The following is a 16,575-nucleotide window of genomic DNA, read 5'->3' as shown; positions in this document are numbered from 1 at the left end:
CGCATCATGGCTTATTCCCCGACGCCGCCGTAGCAGCCGGCTGCAGCGCGCCGTAGAAAAGCACTTCGGCGAAGATCTCAGGCGGCCTCGCCGGCGAAGCGGATGCACTGTTGTTCGTGGTTCTGAGCGTGGCTTCGCGGACGAACAGAACTGGCAGCGTCGTTTCCAGCCTGAGCAGGAACCCGTGTACGCTTTCTAGCGATCCGGAAACACTAGCACGCAGCCCAAGATAGGCGACGCCGTCCTCGCTGAGGGTGGGTGCGTTGCCGGCGGAAAGCACGGTCACTCCGTTCGATGCGGCCATGGCGTTGAGCCGGGTTTGCAGTGCCCCGCGGATGACGGCCTCGCTTGCGCCCGAGAGGAACTCCTTGCTATCTGGGGTCGCCACGGGTGTGGCAGCGCTTTCCACGTTTTTTGCCAGGTGTATGACGGCTTCGATCTGCCCCAGCGTTTGCCGCTTCTGTTCGACGTCGGCCCTGGCCGAGGCGATGCTGCCGGCGGCAGCGAACAGAACCCAACCCGCCAAGGCCATCGCAACGATAGCGAGGGCGAGAGCCAGCGATCGTTGGACCAGCGCGGGTGCGTTGAGAATTCGCGTCAAAAGGTTCACGGCGCATCGATCCTTGCGGTGATCGTGAATCGCTCCCCGGTCTGCCCCGGAACCTTGACGACGGGGGCCGCGAATTCCGGCGCGGAAAACAACGGCGAGGCGTCGATGGGTTGGATCAGATCGGCCGCCGAAGCGGCAAAACCGCTGATGGTCAGTTCACCCTTCTTTGACGAAAGGTCAGTAACCCAGGCGCTGTCGGGCAGCATGTGCGTGACCTCCGCCAGGATGCGAACTGTGGAAACGGCGCTCTTCTTCTCGGCCCGGATTCGGTCGATCTGCTCAAGTTCCGTCTGACGCTTCTGCAGGATTGCCCGCGCCTCTTTTGCCTGGATCTGCGCCTCGGCGATCTGCTCGTCTAGCGCGGCTCCGGCCTGCCAATATCGCCATTGCGCGTGGGCATAGGTCGCGGCAAGACAGAGGAACAGTATCGCGCACGCCACGGCCCAGGCTCGCGTCACGAGGTGCTCGCGTTTGGTGGGAGGCCAGATCGCTGCCAGGCTCGGGCGGTCGACGCGTTTCGCTTGCCCATGCTCTACCAGCGCGATCGAGCGAACCGTCCCGCCGACTGCGTGGATTGCGCTCAGGACTGCCGACAAGGTCTTGGTCTTGACCACATGGTAGGAGCAGCCTTGCTCGGGTGAGGCGGCAAACACCAGATGTACCTGCGCGGGATCGATTGGCGTTGAGGCTAGCAGGTCGAGCTCGGCCATGGTTCTCGCTAGTCGAGGCGGCAGTCGCAGCGCCCCCAGTTGGCGGGTCAGAAATATGCCGGAATGGATGAGGACGTCGAAGCTCGGTCTCTTCCGGCGGTTTCCGGCATGGAGGAGCGTCGAAATCTCATTCGCGGGTGCATTAGGCGTCAGCGGGACCGATTGGACTTCAGGCGCACCAGCCCTGCCGACGCGGATGCCGTCGTCGGCAAGAGCGACGATCCAGTCGCTGGTGGATGTTTGCTTTTGCCGTGGAATAATCCGAGACGCGATGGCCCGCATCTCCCCGAGCCACCAGTCGCAAAAACCCAAAAGCTGCGCTTCAATTGCCGTCACGACTGGCTGCTCGCTGCCTCGGCTGATTCTCACGACGATATTCAAAGGCAAGGCTACAATGGCAGGGCCAGTGCAGATACGAGGGAGATCGCGAAAGACGATTTAGCCACAGCTTTGTACAGCGAGGCCCCGGGCTTATGTGGCATGCCAATAGCTGGAGACAGCTCCGACGGGAACACCTTCGGCCAGCTGGCGCGCATGGCGGCGAATACAAAGACCACGTTGCAGTCCTGCCGCTGGCTTGTGAAGACGGCGAAGAAGGGAGACTGGTGGCAACATTTCACGGCTTTCGCACAATACGGCTACGACGCGTTCGACTACCGAGCGGAAGACGCATGGCTTGCGACGAACAGAACCGAGTCGACGGTCTGACACCAACTCTTTAAGTAGTCGCGTCATCTTAGATCTCTACGAACTTGGTGCCTTGTCTATGACGAACTCTCAAAAACCGATCGTTCACGTTGTCTTCAATATGTCAGCCGCCGGCAGCCTCGGGCAGGCTCTCGGACAATTGGGTGTCGACCAGGCAGTCATTGGACTGCCGGATGACCTCAGCTTGGGGCCGATCAATCCGCCTGCAGCCGATCTCCGCGGTCAGTGGATGGAAGAGACATTGGGCGACGACGGTTTCGGAGACTATGGACAGCGCGCCGATCTTTTCTGGGACCGCGCAACGGACCGGAACGTCACTCCCGTGGCGTGGGTATGCTGGCGGAGCGCCATGGAATCTGCTGGTTTCCTGGAGTTTGTCTGGCGGATCGGCGGTAGCCCCTTTCGAGTGGTCGACATAACGCAGGTCGAATTCGCCTCCAGGGCTGGTCGTCCCGGACCAAGCACCTGGCATGCGAAATCGTTCGGTTTCGTTCCCTCGGACAGCATCGTGACAGCAGGTCTTCTTGATAGCCAGATCGTGTTGAGCGAGCTGCAGTTGCAGGCATACCGCGACCATTGGGAGCGACTCCGCACAGAAAGCGCTCCTCTCCGCGTTGTTGGCGATCAAGGCCTTCAATCAGCACCGATGACGCATTTCGATGATGTCATCGCATCCCAGGTGACTTCCGAATGGCGGAACTGCGCGCGCGTGGTCGCCCAAAGCCTTGGAGCCATATTGGACCAGGGCTTCTGGCAATGCGGCGATCTCGTGCTCTGGTCAGCCGTCAGAAGACTTGTTGATGAGGGCGTGTTTGAGATGAAAGGCGACGGCATGGTGATGCGCGAGAATCATGTTCGCCTTTCCAATCGCAGCGAGTCTGCATGAAATCTCGCCGAGGCGGCACTCCCAAGTTTACGATAGCGTAGTCATATTTCGATTTTGAGACCTGGATGCCTTAACTCAGCATTCCGAGTGCATATATTCACCGAGCCACGAGGGATGTTACTTGCTGACGCGTGAAGAGCCTGAAGTCGGCCGTGACCCCACGTTAGATAGCTTAGACCGGGAATTGGATGAGGTGAAAGCCCTCTATCGGTCCGGCAAGAAGGCCGAGGCCGCTCCTCTGTTCGAGAGCCTTGCTGAAGCTGGCTCCGTTCCGGCAATGACCTGGGTGGGATACATATACTTGAAGGGCAGAGGCGTCGATGTCGACACGTCCGCCGCACTCGCATGGTTTCTGCGAGCCGCCGAGGCTGGCGACGTCGAGGCAATGGGCTGGATCGCCCATATCCATTTCTACGGTGATGGTGTCCCCGTCGACATGGCCGCCGCATACCAATGGTACACGAAGGCTGCTGAGGCGGGCGAAGCCGACGCGATGTCGAGGCTCGGCTACATGTATTCCAAAGGTATAGAAGCTCCCAAGGATCTCGATTCTGCGCGGCACTGGTTTTCCAAAGCCGCGCAAGCTGGGGATGCCAGCGGACAGCACAACTATGCCTCGCTCTTGTTTGAGGCAAGCGAGAGCGAAGAGGCGGAAAGCTGGATACGGAAGGCAGCCGAACAGGAGCATGCGCCTTCCGTTCGATGGGTGCGGAAGCAAGAAGCCTACCGCCTGACGACTTCGAAGCGCTACGCGGAAGCTTTGCCGATACTCGAGAAGCTCGGGGAGGATGGCTTAGCATGGGCTCATCAGTGGCTGGGCCACATCTACCTTTACGGCTGCGCCGTGGCCAAGAACTTTGACCTGGCGGCCATCCACTACGAGGCGGCCTATGAGGGCGGACGACACGAACTGGCGGTTCCCGCCGGGATCGCGAATTTCCGGGCCAGCCGACCAGAGGCAGCGCTCGAGTGGCTTCGAAAAGACGCCAAGGCGCCGATCTCGTCCCTCTACTGGCAATATCGGGTTCTGGCTTCCAGACCGGAACTCGAACGCCATTCCGGCGAAGCCGAAGAGTTGCTTGTGAAGGCAGCGGATGCGGGCCACGTCTATGCCCGGCGCGCGGTCGCCCTCAAGATGATCAAAGGCAACCGGAAATTCGGCACCCGGCTCGAGGGGCTGCGAATGTTCGGGAGGTGTTTTCGCACACGCTGCGGATTCATGAAAATGATCCCAACGACGAGAGATTGCATTAGTCCTCAGGGCGCTCGAGCTGAGGACGGTGAAAAGGCAACCATCATGTGTCGACCACCGTCGCCAAGTTTGCTGACTTCACCTTGAAACCTTGAGGCTAAGCCGTCCATCAGGAGACGGGCCCGCCTCCTCGGACAACGCATTGCAGGCCGGGTTCGGGTCAATCGAAATCGAACGGCAGGTTCATGCGCCGCATCGGCATTCCGTTCGAATTCACGGTCTCGGGGCCAATGCCAAGCTCGAATTGAATGATGCCGACAGAAAGTGGCAAATCGGACCATTCAGCCGCATACCAGCTGAAGCTCGCTTCCAGTCTTGACGATACTCCGTATGTTACGGAACATGTGGAAAATTACGTGGAGAAGGCAGCCATGGTTTCCGTTGCAGCATCCGAAATCCAGAAGAATTTTGGAGAGTGGCACGATCGTTCGTTCCAAGGCTCGGTGGAAATCACCAAGTACGGTCGAACGTCTGCCTTTCTTGTATCAGCGCCGCTTTTCAAGGCGATGTGGGCCTCGTTTCGGCAAGCGGTTCCTACGGCCAACCTGTCGAGTGGCGAAGTTGACATGATCCTGAGTTCAGAAGTGGCTACGGATCAGCCTTACTGCCTGGATGACATCCCCGATCAGGAAGACGCGCCTGCAGGTCCAAGAATCTAGAGATCTTCAGTGAAGATTCCTGTTGTTCCTCCTGTCGGTCACGTGATCGCTTACGAATATCTCTGGAGATCGAAAGTCGGCCAGCGGGAAGACGGAGAGAAAACCTACCCCGTCGCGGTCGTTCTCGCCAGGCACGATGTCGGTCCAACTCCTGTTGCCTATGTCGTGGGCATCTCGCATACGCCGCCGAGGGAAGGGAGGCGGGCGCTTGAAGTTCCTCTCAAGCTGAAGCGTCACATCGGGCTCGATGACCAGCCATCATGGATCTACACCGACCTAATCAATGTGTTCGCGTGGCCTGGGCCTGACGTCCGGCCTGCCGAATACATTTCGCAGTCACCCGTTGCGCAGGGAACATGCGTGATCGGCGCTCTGCCGAGCGACTGGTTCAAACAAGTCACCAGCCATCTGGCCGAAAGCCATTGAATGGGACTCGCCAGGACGATCCGGCGAACCTCATAAGGCGCTCGGTTGCTCGTGCCGCTACCTGACAAGCTCCGAATCTCAGTTGTGCGAAAGCCAAGCGTTAGCGGCCTCGGACACGGATTTCCCATGCAGCAGAACCTTGGCCAGTCTGCGGACGGATTCGGGATCGACGCTTGCGGAAAGGGCTTGAACTGACTTTGTCGGACGATCGCCTTGATGGTCCCTCGGGAGACACAGCACATCTGGTCGGCCTCTTCGTAGGTGAAGTGACCGTACGGCAACCTGCCGGAATCGTCCCGAAGTTGCCCGGCCCCGCAGAAGCGGGAGAGGGCGCCTTCCAGGATGTCATGCTGTTCGTGCACCAGCCAGTACCGGAATTCGTCGGAGTAAACAGGCGGGACGAATGTCCCGGTTTCCGGCTGCAATGACTCCGCCGCGTCGGTCGCGGTCCGGAAGCCGTCATCCGGAGCTGAGAGGATCGAGTATCCCTTCGAAAGGATGCGGCGCAGGCGCTGCGACGGCGTTCCCGGCAGGTGACCCTGGAGATGCGGATCGAGCCCGAACCTGCCCACCGCCATCATCGTGGCGATCGCCTCGTCCAAAGGGAGCGCGTCGAGGAGCGGGCAGGGGTCACATCGCGGGCCAGCCTTCCGATGATGTAGGCGTCGGCCAAGCATTCCTGGGGCGGAACCGGTTGCGACGGCGCGAACTCGAGCCTGCGGCCGCAGCAGCAGTTGAAATACCCCGACGTCCGCCACGTCACGGCCGCCCCGCATGGACAGCTATCCTGCAGATCATGGATTGGCTGAAAGCCGAACGTGAGGAGCGATCTGTGATTGCTGACGCGCACTCGGACGGGGAGATGATTGCACTGATCGAGAACGACGTGCCTGTTGCGTTCCTCGCCTACGATTTGACCTATGATGGCATTCTGGAAGTTCGGCCAGATCGACGAGGCCTTGGATATGGCAAGGCTCTAGCGTTGGCTGCCTTGAAGCAGGCCGTTGAAGATGATCGTCGCTGCATCCTCGACATCCAGTGCGCACCGCTGACATCGATACCTTTTTGGGAAAAGCTTGGTTTCCGGATTCGGTTCGAGAACTATGCCTACATGCCGCTGCCGAAAGCCTTAGATGTGCCGGACAGTTTGCGGACTGCCTGGAAGGACGGAGCTATCCGGCCAACGGATCGCCCGATTGTAAAAACCAAAACGTGGCGGCGGCGTGCTGCCCCTCTCGTCAAGGCGATGGCCGACTTGCGAAATTGGTTCGAAGCCGAACCATGGCGAACCGGCAGCGAGCTTCTGTCACGGCTGCAGGCCGAGTATCCCGGCGTTTACCCGGAACTGCTTCGAAAACTTCAGCGTCGGCTGAAGGTCTGGCGCGGCGAACAGGCGGACGCGTTGCTGTTTGGCCCTTGAGCAAGGAGCCGCCAATCCTGGAGATCGCAAGGCCACACTGAGGCGCCGTGGCGCTTCGCAAAGGAGGCCGGGCGCTGCGAAACCCCGGCCATCGCAGCGCCCGGCCTCCTTCGCCCCAAGCCGGGAGCAAAGTGGATGAGGCAACGCTCGAACCTCCGGGAGCATTGTCACGTGAGGCAATACGACCGGTCTCCCTAATCGCCGCGCTACACTGGCGTCCGCGTGACGACGCATCTGCGTGAAGTGCTGCGCACGGTGCAGTGTCTCAATGCGACCAGGACGGATCTGTTCGGATAGCTTGAGAGATGAACCAACATGGGTGCTGCGCAGGCGGAAAGCAGTGGACCAATTCCAGAGATTTGGCCAAAGGGAGCCGTCTTCGTCCGCTTTTCGTGTTGCCGACCCCGAGTAGCGTTTCCGAAGCCCATACGCGATCCGGGAAAAGGGTTTTGACCTGATCCTCGGACGTGGTCTAACAGAGCTGCCGCTCGGGAAAGCAGTTTTACTAGAGGATATTCGGCCGTCGCGGATGAGTTTTCGGCCCTGGACGGCTGCTGAAGGTTTCTTCGGGTGCAGGCTCGCCAGCAGTATCGACGAGAGGATCGACTGCTGGGAACAGTTGGCGACGCGCAGCATTGTTGAGAGCCGCGCCCGAGAAAGCAGTAAATCGTATTCTCGTGGTCTAGCTCTTGCGACGTCGGGCGATAGCTTTCCCCTGCAACTGAGCGGGCTGGAAAGTTCGGCTGGGATGGGAATCGTGCACTTATAACCCTTCATTTAGATGCACGTCGCGACAAATGTCGCAATTCGAGAATGGCCAAGCGTATTCCTAGTTCTGCTTGAAACCACCCGTTTCTTGCGCTGACAACTCGCCCGCGACGGGCAATTCCCATAGATTATGAAATTATCACGCATCATGAGCGTCTGAAGGTTCGCGATCCCGATCGCCAGACTCTGGGCACCGCGTGTCAAGAGCTCAATCGCGGGGGGTGTCTTCGCAAAGAGAGAGTGACATCCAGCGATCCGCGTCGGTGATGCCGGCTTCTGCGGCCCTGGCTTCTCGCAGTTGGTCGATCGACTCGCTGCCATGGTCGAGGGCTCTGCCCCAGAGGAGCTGGTTCTCAGCGCGTCGGTATCGAGGCGGAGACCCGAAAGAGAAGCCTCGAGCAAGGTGTACTGCCGGATCTCCGTTCGCGACGCCGGTGATGCTCTCGGTCTTAGAGAGACTGGCCTGCATGCCGCGACGGTGCCGTCCGATATGCGGGGTGAGAGGCAACGAGTTATGCCGTAGTTCGAAACGTTTGCGGCAGGGAGCGGAACAGTACGCACTCATGATTGTCATCCCATGCCCGTTGCACACATTCCGCTGCATCTCTATCATGGAGCCACGCCGAACATCGCCTTCTGCGATTGCAACGCTCCCTGTCGGCCTTTCTTCCCTTAACAACAGAACCGAGGATGGCACATGTGTGACCATTTGTTTGTCGTGACCGGTGGACCCGGTTCAGGAAAAACTAGCTTAATTGAAGCGCTTGCGCTCAAAGGTATTCAGCACATGCCCGAGGCCGGCCGAGCAATCATTCAGGATCAGGTCAGGATCAAAGGCAATGCGCTGCCTTGGGCGGACAGATCGGCGTTCGCGGAACTCATGCTCGGATGGGAGCTTCGATCACATCGAGAGGCATCAGGGATGGCCGGTCCTGTGCTGATGGATCGCAGCATACTTGACGTGATCGGCTATCTGAGCCTGTGTGGTCTGCCCATTCCCGGCTATGCTGAAAGAGCGGCGAGGCTCTTTCGATATAATCGACGGGTCTTCATTGCGCCCTTCTGGGACGCAATATTTTCTCAGGATGACGAACGGAAGCAGGACAAGGGCGAGGCTGAGGCAACTTATCGAACTATGGCCGAGACGTACTCCAGACTAGGGTACGACCTTGTTCATTTGCCTTTGGTGAGCATCGAGGAGCGCGCACTATTCGTCCTCGAACACATAGGAAATCAATGACCGCTTTGTCCGCATCGTCGGGCCACGGTGCCGTCGCTATCAATTACTCTGACTCCAGCCATTCATTGCTCATGCAGAGCTCTTTAGGCGCACGCCGTCGGTATCGATTCGGCCAACAGCATGTTCAGCCGTGTCTTTCCACCGACCACAGATGAATACCTTCCCGCCGCATTGGCAGGCTGGGCATGTAAGCCTATGAAAGTCTGCCACCGCTGTCCCCGCGAAAAGCTTCCTTAGCGAGATCTAAAGTTCGCGCGCCGCTCGAATTCTCGTTCGATCGCCACGCTGAACATGGCGATGCCGAGGCGGAGGTCTGACCGGGCGGTCTTGAGCCCTTAGGCGATGCGCGTTGTTCGGCTCGCCTGCAGACTGCCGGTTCCACGCCCCGAGATCCTGCCAAACTGGCGATGGAGGGAATCGACGTCGGATCCCAGTGCATTTTGAGTCATAAGCTCGCACACACAGTCCTCAAGAAATCAATGACATAGCGTCGCGACGAAAGTCATAACTTCAGCAGAATTTCGACCCATAAGCCTGCGAAAGAAGGAAATTATGGGCATAAGCCGGACGCCGTTCCTGGCGCAGCCGTTCTCGCCCCAACGAGGCGCTTCGGCTCAAGTCTCGCTGACGGGCGCTCGCCAGCAGCCAGCATCTTGCCGCCTTAACCCTTCGGTTCGACAACTGTCCAGTCTCTGATCACAAAACCCCGGTCGTCGACTGGAACATTGTCGGTTTGTGCGACGTATGGCTGACCGGATGAGCAGGCCCATGTGACGACTTGGTCATGGCCCGCCGCATAGGCTGGTATGAAAGATGCGTTGGGCTCTCGTGAGCAATATTCCCGGATCGCTTGGGTAGGAACGCTAGGTGATTTGCGACCAGTAGAGGCCTATTTTAATCATAAAACTCCGAACAGTTTCTTTGCGAGCACGTGTACGCCCCCTTGTAACTACCGTATGCTATAGAAGCAGTCGCCCCCAGAATGCTTGTTTCCTTTGTCCCCATGGATTGTACCGCAATGACAAATTCCTGGTTGGGAGCGACGAACATCGTGGAAGGGACTCCTTCAAGGAGGACAATGTTGTTTCCCCACTTCATCAATGCTTCGTCCTCGGTCGTCATACGTACAAACGCAAGCGGCAGGGCAACCGTACGTCCCTTGAAAACAAAGGGATTAGCGACGAACAAATTGATGTCCGCTAGTTGCTGTGCGCCCGACTGCTTCATAAACGCGCTTCCTGACCTCTGCCTTTTGAGAAGCTATTGCATCGATCTGCTGGCGCTCCCTCACGCAATTCTTCAGGTCAGTCCATTGGCCACCGTTAAACTTCGTAGCAGTGACACATTGGTTGATCGCTATGCCATACTCCCCCGTGTCTTGAAATTCAGGCACGTACACGCTGCAAAAATGGGCCGATTCCGATCTCAGTTGCTCAAACAACGCAATCGCCTTGTTGTCATCTAGTAGAGTGTTCAGATTGGCATCGGATACGGTAGCGGCAATAGAATTCCATTCACCCGGCGCGCAAGCTTCCGACCTATGACCGAAGAACACAATTTGGCACGAACAGGTAAATTTTTCTTTTAGTACAGGTATATGATGATCTTCCTGTGCAACTGCCTCTGACCGTGCTCCGTCGCGACTCTTGCTTTCAGCCTGATCAAGCAATTTAGAAATATGGTCCGGATCGAAATGGTGGGGCGTACTCTTTCCGAGCGTATCGGCCGCACCCGCGCCAAGCACAGATGACGCGTCGAAGGTGATGGTTAGCCGATGAACGCCCTTTTTGGCCAGTTCGGCATACGGTGCGCACTTCTGTACTGCTCGAACGGCACTCTCGTCGAGCTGAATATTGGAACCATGCACAACGGGTTTGCCATCGAGAGTCCCGTCAGCCTTGAGATGAAATTCGACATGCGGAGTCGACCCGACGGCATCTATGCCTGCCGGAAGAGTCCAACAGCTGGCGAGCTTTTCGTGTAACGCCGCGTTTTCGGTCGGTGTGAGGCTACCCTCCTTCGCCTCGGAAGGACCGGGCCAGAGCGCGAGCGCAGCAAGTCCAGCACTGAAAAGCAAAATCCTCATGTTTAATCCCCGCTATATAGGCTTGGTAGCATTAAGAAGAGAGCGATCGGACACAGGGCTACTTTAGGTTCCGGAATCTCCTCGCTTGCTGCTCATCAACGGCTTCGTCCTTGAGGCGCTCCCTCAAGCAATTTTCAACGGGAGACCACGGGCCACCGCTCAATTTCGTCGCGCCCACGCATCCGTTGATCGACACTCCATATTCTCCCGTATTCGTGAAATCAGGTACGTGCGCATGACAGAACCGCACCAGCTCCGATGTCAGTTCGTCCAAAAGCGGAATGACTTTTTTGTCGTCCAGCAAGCTGGTCAACTCGGAATTGGCTATGGTTACGTCAATCTCGTTCCATTCGGTCGTTGAGCAGTTCTCATTCGCTTGATCCGCGTCCCGTAAGGGGCATGAGCAACCAAACCTTTTATCAACGAACGGTATGCTGACCTTCGCGGATGTAGCTTCTTTGGCCGGCGCGCCCGGTTGCGCTGCGGCATTCTTCCCACCGAACAAATCCAATGGATCGAAGTCGATTACGACTTCACGCAAGCCTTTACTTGCCGCGTCAGGATATGGCGCACACTCCTGGACCGATCGTACAGCGCTCTTGGCCGCTTCCAGGCCATCATCACCAGGACTGGCTTTCACTACCTCAGGTACGCCATCAAGGCTGCCGTCCGGATTGAGGCTGAATTTGACCGATGTTTTATGCCAGGGAGTGTCAAAATCCCAACACCCTTCAACCTGACGGGTGAAGGCTGCCATGTCCTCGGCGGATGGGGTCTGCTTTGCAGCGTAGGAAGGAAGCACGGCGGCAAGTGCGCAATAGACCCCGACAGTGAGCGCTACCCGCATCCAAAGCCCCCAACGCACAGTTGCGCCTGATACTCCGCACATCTATTCGCGATAGCTAATATTCGTCAAGCCGGCCTGTTGGCGCCCAGGGAAAACCTGCTAGGTTGCAACCGGGCAATCGAGGGGTGCCGGGGGTGTCAGTCCAATCGGCCAACCAGCAGAGTGGTCCGGGCGCGAACAGTTCCGGCCGCCTTTTGACGCGGGTGGCGCTGGCGCTCGCGGCGGCAGTTCTGTTCGCAGTCGCAACAATACTTTTTCCTCGGGCAGTCGGCTTGTACTGGGGCTATTACGGGCTCCGCGACCTTTTCCATGACTCGTTGGGACTCAGTGAGGCGCAGGCTGAGCTAGCTGGCGTTGTCGGCGCGTTCTTCTACGCGTTCTTCTGGGTACCGATGCTGTGGCTCACCCTGTCGGCACTCGTGCTCCCCAACCGGGCTCGTCGGCTAATCCCCATGTTCGGGCTTTGGCTGGTCTTCTACGGAAGCACGCCCGCCTTGCGCATGTTCTTGGGTTCTGACGTCTGCTTCAACCAGTCGACCGGACAACCGCTGCAGTGGTACGTCAGCGCGCGCAACGGCACGCTGACATTCTATGACAGCCCAGGCTACGACACCTCTGGCGTAGAGAAGAAGCCAGTCACAGCCCAGGTCTGCCGTATCGGCCGGCTGCTTGGGAAAGGCATTCACCCGAGGCTGATATCGACGCCAACCGCGGAGTACTTTGACGGTGTCACCGGCTTCGCCAAAATCTGGTACGCGCAGGATGCCAACGGGCGCATCTCCCTCTTCGATGCCGAAGGCTTTGACCCGCACTCTGGCACGTTGCTGGCACCGATCACGGCCGAAGTGATAGCTCAATTCGAAGCGCAGGTCGCCACCGAGCGCGCAGCGAAAGATCAGGCTGCCCGGGAACAGGAGGCAGAGCAGGAGCGCAAGGCCAGGGAGGCGAGCGCCCAGCAAGAACGGTCGGCGCTTGTCTCTTTGTTCGCCCCCGAGAGCTACCCACCTCAGACCGTTTTGATGGGCGGCTCGGCCACCAAGACTGATGACCTGTCAAAAGAAGCCGTCGAACTGATATTGGATGAGGCTGACAAGTCGCTTCGCAGCCGAGGGCTTCTGACAGGCCGTGTCCGTCCGGCGGTGTTAACCTCGGGGCGCTTCGATCGCCTGCTTGAGGGTGACCCCGGCGACCTCGTGTCTGTCGGCTTGGACGAACGAATGCGATCCGCGTTCCTCGTGACGGCGGAGGCTAGCTGCAGATCCGGGGAAGCGGTCATTTCCTGCACCATAGCCATGGACGCTCGGAAGTATCCCCTCGACCGGGTGACAAAGCTTATCGAATGTCATGAGACAGGTGCCGGAGCGACAACCGAGCAAGCCCTTTCGCGTGCCGCCGAGCTCATCCACGAGCGGCATCCAGAGCTGTTGGAGGGAATTTAGCAATGGTTGACGGACTAGCAAAAAACGCGAGGAAGCTGCTTTGCTCTCTTCTGTTGCTATTAGGTCTTCAGACCGGCGCGATTGCGTATGACGACGATCTTCAGAAAGTTGCCGAAAAACTGATCGCGCAGCTGGAAACGGCTGGGCAGGCCAGGGCGACTGTTCTCGATTTCACAGACCTGCAGGGGCAGCAGAACGAGCTGGGCAGGTTCTTGGCCCAAGAGCTATCGGACAAACTCATCGGGGCCGCGAAGTCGGTATCCTTTCTCGATCGCGCCGGCCTTCAGTATTTGCTCAAGGAGAACAAGCTTTCAGCTGAAGGCCTGGTGAATCCAGAGACGACGCGAAAGTTGGGCAATCTCATCGGCGTCGACACCCTCATCGTCGGGACAGCGACGCCCCTCGGGAAAAAGATCAGGTTGAGCGTTAGGGCTATCGCCGTGGAAACCGGCAAGATTGTCGGTTCACAGTCGGTGACGCTGCCGCCCGACGATGAACTGCTTGCCCTCTATACTCATGGCGTGGCTCAGAATGCTCAAGATGATTCGATTTCCTCGGACGGGTCGTCGCCAACGGATGCGCGCGGTCAGTTGCGCGCCGATTCGTTCAGGCTGACAGGCCATGAGCTCATTGTAGCCCAACACCCTCTGTACAACGAAGTGAAGTTGACCTTTGGGATCGAAAACCTCAGCGGCCTCGGGGTGGGGATGGGGCTCAAGGCGGGAGGCATCTCTGCCGGGCCCTGCATCGGCCCCCTCGATGTGTCCGGGCTGCCAAAGACGGGCGATTTGGAACTGAGTGTGCTGACCAACGAGACCGACGACCCAAGCAAGCGTTTGCTTTGGCTAGCGCCGTCGGCAAAGGCATCGGTAACAGTCACTTTGGGAGAAGAATGCGCGATCTCGCTCAAGGGAGTTAAAGCAGTGCCCTTGACGGCCAGCTTCGTCGTGGCCAAGGGGAAGGATGTCATTGTTGTTCCTGTGAGCATTGATGAGCTGCGTGTCCGGTGGACCAAGGGCTAGGGTAGTCCTGCGTCGCCTGAGCTCTGTGCAGGAACTTGATCTAGGTAGCGCCCCGGTGCTTGCCGTCGGCAGAGCCCTCCGCGGATGCGTACGGTGCCGCCTATCAAGCAGTCGGGAAACTCATCCCGCTACTTCGGACCGACGAGGGCAACCCCGGGGCAACATGAACAGATTGCAAATACAACCTACAGCATGTATGCGTTAGCGATACCTTATATATCAAAAATCGCGGGGGGAGAGTGTGGCGCGACGGATAGGAATGATTTCCATTGGCCTCTGTTTGGTCGGTTGCACGACTATCAGCCAAAATAAGGACCTGCATTTAGTGAATGCCGCTAGCATTCGAACAGGGCAAACTAAATCACAAGTGCTCCAAATAATGGGACAGCCGACTGAACAGCGACTTGCTACCGAGTATCAGCCTGAGACTTGGTCCTATAACCAGATGCAAGAGCAATCCAACGAAGTACAAAACGCCGTAGCGAGTGAAGCAATAGGTGTTGTTGGCTCAATGCTGCCATTGGGTGGGCAAGTCGCTGCTCTAGGGGCGGGAGCGGCTGTACAGGCGCAGAACAAACAACAGGACACGACAAGTATCGTGTTGATCTCGTTCAAGGGCGGAGCTGTATCGTCTTGCAAAATGCAGGTCTCTTCGACGACCTTATCGCAAAGTGGATTGAGTGGGGCAAACCTAGCCACGCAAGTGCGGGAAACACCCTGTAAAGATATCGGAAAACCGAGCACGCTGACTCAGGCTCCGCAAGCATTTGGGTCGAAGAAAAGTGTCCCCTAAACCTCACCGATGGCACGAGCTCTGAGCTATCTCACCATCGGAAGCCAGCGGAAAAGAAAATGGGCAAACATTGGTCACGATTTACCTCGCTGGCGCTGCTGATCGGCATGCTTGCGTCCCACTCGCTATCGGCAAAGGCGGTGGAACTTCCTTTGGATGTTCCACTAATTAAGCTTGAATACCCTGGAAATCCTCCGAATATCCGAATGCTGTACGTGAAAGTATTATTTCTTGGCAAACGTAAAATTGACCAGCCGCTCCTATTCGATACCGGATCCAGCGGAATGACAATAGATTGTGCCGCCGTTCTTCCCGCTCTGATGTGCTCTGAGAAAGGGATAAAGATCCAGCATAACCAGGAACTGGATGGGATAACTGTCACTACCCAAAAAGCCGTCATGCACTACGGAACCTACGACGAGTATGGAAACATCGCGTCAGCTCGCGTGACTTTCGGTGGTCCAGACTCTCCAGCCTCTACCGAAGCCTCGATCCCATTTTTGATCCGCTACAAAGAAGTCAGGCGCAGCACAGGGGAAATAGTCGGCGGCCCGCTCTGGCCAAAAGGTACTTTTGGCGTTTCGCCCGTTGGGGGCGGAGGGCCCAATCAGTTGCTGAAATCGCCAATGGATGCCGTGAGGGTGAGGGCCGGCTTGCAGAGAGGGTTCTATTTTTCCCCGATAGGAACGGAGTGGAAGACTTGCACGAATGAAGAGGCGAGTTGTCCGGAGGTTCAGGCTCTTCATATTGGAATACCAGAAGGACTGAAAGGCACTTTCAAGCTCAAAAGATGGACAAGGGCAAGCGAGCGTTTCAATTTTCCGACTGTGGATTCTTGTATTTCGTGGGGCAAGAGAACAAGTTGCCGCCCAACTTTATACGATACGGGCAACTCAACGATCATGATTGCGGAAGCGCCACCAGCGAGGTCAAACATGTCTCTGGATAGCGGGGTCAGCGTGGTGGTAAAGACCCAGGGAATCGACGACTGGAATTTCGTCACCACTTATAAACCTGAAGTGGAGTTCGTTCCTGCCCTTGCACATAACATCATGGGAATACGTTACTTTGAGACCAATAGCGTCCTATTCGATCTCGATGCGAAGGAAATCGGGGTCCGGATAGGGAATTGATTCCGCGCCTCTGGCGAAACACGACACGCTTCGAACTGGCCGAGTGCTCGTTCTCAAGGAACGCTCCACTCTGCCCTTGCGGACTGCGCGCGCCAGCGCTTGACGGGACGCGCGACGGCGGCTCCGGGGATCAGGCTTGGGTTCCGACCACCTCCGGCGGGAAACTGGCTACGGGGAGGATTTCGTAAAGGGCTAATCGGACAGAATGTCAGGATGACTTAGGCGGCACGTACAAGCAGATCGTACTGTCAGGGCCAAATGGTATTTCACGATGCCGTTCTACCGTTGCTTTTTGGTCATGGCACCAATGGTAGCGCATGTCGTGCGACTGACGAACCCTGCCGTCTCCGTAAGGCAGCAACTCACCGGACGGCACCTTGAAGCCCTTGCTTGTTTCGCGAACGGCACCATCTGCCATCGGCTCGCAATGCTCGTCCTGGCAGCACTGTTTTTCGTACCAGCTATGTGCCGATGCCGTCGGCACTCCGAAGGCACACGCTGCGGCGATGATAGCGTCCAACCCGAGTGCGCCGCCGCGCCCGCCAAATGGCCAGATCATGATTTAATCCCTGATCA

At 57.7% G+C, this 16,575-nt stretch carries 14 protein-coding genes and 2 pseudogenes; 11 read left to right on the top strand and 5 right to left on the bottom strand.

Annotated elements, in window-relative coordinates:
* Positions 1-4: 4 nt before the first annotated feature.
* Positions 5-610: a type II secretion system protein GspM gene (gspM, locus tag EJ071_RS37955; protein WP_245460138.1), complete on the bottom strand. Its 606-nt coding sequence runs from the start codon at positions 608-610 to the stop codon at positions 5-7.
* Entirely contained in the window at positions 607-1,320 is a 714-nt protein-coding gene (locus tag EJ071_RS37950) for a PilN domain-containing protein (protein ID WP_245460137.1), read from the bottom strand. Before EJ071_RS37950 ends, gspM begins: the two co-directional genes overlap by 4 nt.
* Positions 1,321-1,383: 63 nt before the next feature.
* Here EJ071_RS37950 and EJ071_RS39975 point away from each other — a divergent pair, with 63 nt between their 5' ends.
* The 8 genes and pseudogenes from EJ071_RS39975 (at position 1,384) to EJ071_RS37920 (ending at position 8,679) form a co-directional block, all read left to right on the top strand.
* Complete coding sequence (locus EJ071_RS39975; RefSeq protein ID WP_245460136.1) at positions 1,384-2,028, top strand: hypothetical protein; 645 nt, start codon at positions 1,384-1,386, stop codon at positions 2,026-2,028.
* Positions 2,029-2,086: 58 nt separating this feature from the next.
* Positions 2,087-2,914 carry a DUF3658 domain-containing protein gene (locus EJ071_RS37945; protein ID WP_245460393.1) on the top strand — a complete coding sequence of 276 codons (828 nt, stop codon included), beginning with the start codon at positions 2,087-2,089 and terminating at the stop codon, positions 2,912-2,914.
* A gap of 121 nt (positions 2,915-3,035) precedes the next feature.
* Positions 3,036-4,253, top strand: a complete 1,218-nt coding sequence (locus EJ071_RS37940) for a tetratricopeptide repeat protein (protein WP_126102382.1) — start codon at positions 3,036-3,038, stop codon at positions 4,251-4,253.
* A gap of 269 nt (positions 4,254-4,522) precedes the next feature.
* Positions 4,523-4,825 carry a type II toxin-antitoxin system Phd/YefM family antitoxin gene (locus tag EJ071_RS37935; protein ID WP_126102381.1) on the top strand — a complete coding sequence of 101 codons (303 nt, stop codon included), beginning with the start codon at positions 4,523-4,525 and terminating at the stop codon, positions 4,823-4,825.
* 9 nt (positions 4,826-4,834) lie between these two features.
* Complete coding sequence (locus tag EJ071_RS37930; RefSeq protein ID WP_126102380.1) at positions 4,835-5,251, top strand: hypothetical protein; 417 nt, start codon at positions 4,835-4,837, stop codon at positions 5,249-5,251.
* Between the two features lie 403 nt (positions 5,252-5,654).
* Positions 5,655-6,296, top strand: a pseudogene (locus tag EJ071_RS40330) (GNAT family N-acetyltransferase); the annotation flags it as partial.
* A 99-nt stretch (positions 6,297-6,395) separates the two neighbouring features.
* Positions 6,396-6,671 (top strand): annotated as a pseudogene (locus EJ071_RS39965) (ISNCY family transposase); the annotation flags it as partial.
* Positions 6,672-8,136: 1,465 nt separating this feature from the next.
* The gene (locus tag EJ071_RS37920; RefSeq protein WP_126102378.1) at positions 8,137-8,679 is read left to right on the top strand and encodes an AAA family ATPase; all 543 of its coding nucleotides are present in this window, start codon (positions 8,137-8,139) and stop codon (positions 8,677-8,679) included.
* Positions 8,680-9,853: 1,174 nt separating this feature from the next.
* On the opposite strand, the gene EJ071_RS37915 is transcribed toward EJ071_RS37920, so the two are convergent.
* Positions 9,854-10,765 (bottom strand): energy transducer TonB, encoded by a 912-nt coding sequence (locus tag EJ071_RS37915; protein WP_126102377.1) that lies wholly within the window; start codon positions 10,763-10,765, stop codon positions 9,854-9,856.
* A gap of 58 nt (positions 10,766-10,823) precedes the next feature.
* Positions 10,824-11,612 (bottom strand): energy transducer TonB, encoded by a 789-nt coding sequence (locus tag EJ071_RS37910; RefSeq protein ID WP_126102376.1) that lies wholly within the window; start codon positions 11,610-11,612, stop codon positions 10,824-10,826.
* 272 nt (positions 11,613-11,884) lie between these two features.
* Between EJ071_RS37910 and EJ071_RS37905 the strand changes: the two genes are divergently transcribed.
* The 3 genes from EJ071_RS37905 to EJ071_RS37890 all read left to right on the top strand — a co-directional run bounded on the left by EJ071_RS37905 (position 11,885) and on the right by EJ071_RS37890 (position 15,999).
* On the top strand, positions 11,885-13,051 hold the full coding sequence (locus tag EJ071_RS37905; protein WP_126102375.1) for a hypothetical protein: 1,167 nt from the start codon (positions 11,885-11,887) through the stop codon (positions 13,049-13,051).
* A 2-nt stretch (positions 13,052-13,053) separates the two neighbouring features.
* Positions 13,054-14,073 carry a FlgO family outer membrane protein gene (locus EJ071_RS37900; protein WP_126102374.1) on the top strand — a complete coding sequence of 340 codons (1,020 nt, stop codon included), beginning with the start codon at positions 13,054-13,056 and terminating at the stop codon, positions 14,071-14,073.
* An 852-nt stretch (positions 14,074-14,925) separates the two neighbouring features.
* A complete protein-coding gene (locus EJ071_RS37890; RefSeq protein WP_126102372.1) occupies positions 14,926-15,999 on the top strand; it encodes a hypothetical protein in 1,074 nt (357 codons plus the stop codon).
* Between the two features lie 208 nt (positions 16,000-16,207).
* Here EJ071_RS37890 and EJ071_RS37885 read toward each other — a convergent pair whose 3' ends face one another.
* A complete protein-coding gene (locus EJ071_RS37885; RefSeq protein ID WP_126102371.1) occupies positions 16,208-16,558 on the bottom strand; it encodes a hypothetical protein in 351 nt (116 codons plus the stop codon).
* Positions 16,559-16,575 lie beyond the last annotated feature (17 nt).

Origin of the sequence: Mesorhizobium sp. M1B.F.Ca.ET.045.04.1.1, from assembly GCF_003952465.1 — a bacterium.
Taxonomy (GTDB): Bacteria; Pseudomonadota; Alphaproteobacteria; order Rhizobiales; family Rhizobiaceae; genus Mesorhizobium; species Mesorhizobium shonense.
Note: the sequence above shows the minus strand (reverse complement) of the source record. Positions and strands in the feature narration are given on the sequence as shown.

Bases quoted from the DNA above. Each gene is read 5' to 3' on its own strand.
- EJ071_RS37915 (WP_126102377.1), bottom strand. From the start codon at position 10,765: ATGAGGATTTTGCTTTTCAGTGCTGGACTTGCTGCGCTCGCGCTCTGG.
- EJ071_RS37890 (WP_126102372.1), top strand. From the start codon at position 14,926: ATGGGCAAACATTGGTCACGATTTACCTCGCTGGCGCTGCTGATCGGC.
- EJ071_RS39975 (WP_245460136.1), top strand. From the start codon at position 1,384: ATGGATGAGGACGTCGAAGCTCGGTCTCTTCCGGCGGTTTCCGGCATG.
- EJ071_RS37920 (WP_126102378.1), top strand. From the start codon at position 8,137: ATGTGTGACCATTTGTTTGTCGTGACCGGTGGACCCGGTTCAGGAAAA.
- EJ071_RS37885 (WP_126102371.1), bottom strand. From the start codon at position 16,558: ATGATCTGGCCATTTGGCGGGCGCGGCGGCGCACTCGGGTTGGACGCT.
- EJ071_RS37900 (WP_126102374.1), top strand. From the start codon at position 13,054: ATGGTTGACGGACTAGCAAAAAACGCGAGGAAGCTGCTTTGCTCTCTT.
- EJ071_RS37910 (WP_126102376.1), bottom strand. From the start codon at position 11,612: ATGCGGGTAGCGCTCACTGTCGGGGTCTATTGCGCACTTGCCGCCGTG.
- EJ071_RS37950 (WP_245460137.1), bottom strand. From the start codon at position 1,320: ATGGCCGAGCTCGACCTGCTAGCCTCAACGCCAATCGATCCCGCGCAG.
- EJ071_RS37945 (WP_245460393.1), top strand. From the start codon at position 2,087: ATGACGAACTCTCAAAAACCGATCGTTCACGTTGTCTTCAATATGTCA.